2 protein-coding genes are annotated in these 1663 nt (G+C 63.6%); both read right to left on the bottom strand.

Annotated elements, in window-relative coordinates; genetic code table 11:
* Positions 1-44: 44 nt before the first annotated feature.
* A complete protein-coding gene (locus HU811_RS26840; protein ID WP_186659129.1) occupies positions 45-989 on the bottom strand; it encodes a Nudix family hydrolase in 945 nt (314 codons plus the stop codon).
* The gene (locus tag HU811_RS26835; RefSeq protein WP_186659126.1) at positions 986-1618 is read right to left on the bottom strand and encodes a glutathione S-transferase family protein; all 633 of its coding nucleotides are present in this window, start codon (positions 1616-1618) and stop codon (positions 986-988) included. The genes HU811_RS26840 and HU811_RS26835 overlap by 4 nt, the downstream gene beginning before the upstream one ends.
* Positions 1619-1663 lie beyond the last annotated feature (45 nt).

Here is a 1663-nt window from a genome sequence, read left to right as displayed (position 1 = left end):
GGAGCGGGCTTGCTCGCGAAGGGGCCGGCAGCCATCCCACCCAATCAAGCCTCAGGCCAAAACGCTCGAATCCCCGCCACGCCCTGCGCGCCCGCTGCCCAGGCTTGCTGCCGTTCGTCAGGCCCGACCCCACCCAACAGATACACCGGCCGGTTAAAGCCTTCAATCAACCGCGAAGCCTCTTCCCACCCCAGCGGTTGGGCCTCGGGATGGGTCTGGGTCGGTTGCACCGGCGAGAGCGTCACGAAGTCCACGTCCATCTGCTGCGCCAGGGACAACTCTTCGGCGTTGTGGCAGGACGCCGCCAACCAACGGTCCTTGCCGAAAGGACGACCGGCCGCAGCATGCTTGCGCAATTGCGCGGCGGTAATGTGCCAACCGGCGGAAGGAAAATCCCCCAGCCATTCGAAGGGCCCCTTGAGCATCAACTGGGCCTTGCCGGCGCACAATCCTGCCGCATCCACCGCCAGATCGCGGTATTGCGGGTCGTAGCCGTTGGGGGCGCGCAGCTGGAGCAGTTTGATCCCGCCGGCAATAGCCTTTTGCATGCCGCGCAGCAACTGCGGCGTTTCGAGGCCTTCAGGGGTGATCAAATATTCGCCCGGCAAACGGGCCGCCGCGATAATCGGTTGGTTGGCCGCCGGGAACTCATGGTTCAAAAGCTCCCGGCCCGTGACCCAGGCCAACGGTTGCCCTTCGGCGCCGTGGGGCTCGCCGGTGAACGCCGAGACTTCCCAGACATCCAGCAACACCTGTTTGTCCGGATAATCATGGCGCACCTTGATCAGCGGCCGGGCGGTGTCGACCACAATCCCCAGCTCTTCATGAAGCTCTCGGGCCAGGGCGGTTTCGACGGACTCATCTGCCTCGACCTTGCCACCGGGAAACTCCCAGAGGCCGCCCTGGTGCTGAGTGTCGGCCCGTCGGGCGATCAGGATTTTGCCGGCAGCGTCACGAATGACCGCCGCCGCTACATGGACTCGTTTCACCGCGCTGTTTCCTCCAGGCCGGCCTGTTGCCACGCCTTGAACGCCGGCCATTGATAGATAGTTTCGACATAGGCCGCATCGACCTCGGGCAACGCCACCTGATAGGTGCGCAAGCGCACGGCCACCGGCGCGAAGAACACATCGGCCAGGCTCAAGCGGCCAAACAGGTAGGGACCGGCTTCAGTCGCCGCGGCACGGCACTCGGCCCACAGCGCCAGCATCCGCTGGATTTCCGTCAGGACCTCCGCCGGCATAGGCTCAAGCGGCGCATCGCGGGTCAGGTCAAATGGCATGTGGCTACGGATGGCAAAAAAACCGCTGTGCATTTGCGCACAGGCCGAACGCGCCTGAGCCCGGGCGGCTACGTCCCTGGGCCAGAGCCCGGCGTCTGGAAACTGTTCAGCCAGGTATTCGGCAATCGCCAGGGAGTCGGCGATCACACCGAATTCGGTCTTGAGCAACGGGACCTTGGCGGTGGCTGAATACTTGAGCAGTTTTTCACGGGTGTCGGGTTGGTCGAGCCTGACCAGTTCCTCGGTGTACTTTGCGCCGGTCAACGCCAGGGCCAAAGCGCCGCGCAAGGACCAGGAGGAAAGGTGTTTGTCGCCGATGATCAGGTGCAGGCTCATGTGGATTCCTTTCTTGTGGTTTTGAGTGTCTGTACTGGCGCCTTC

It is taken from the genome of Pseudomonas tehranensis (genome assembly GCF_014268615.1).
Taxonomy (GTDB): Bacteria; Pseudomonadota; Gammaproteobacteria; order Pseudomonadales; family Pseudomonadaceae; genus Aquipseudomonas; species Aquipseudomonas tehranensis.
This window is presented reverse-complemented; position numbering and strand designations above follow the sequence as displayed.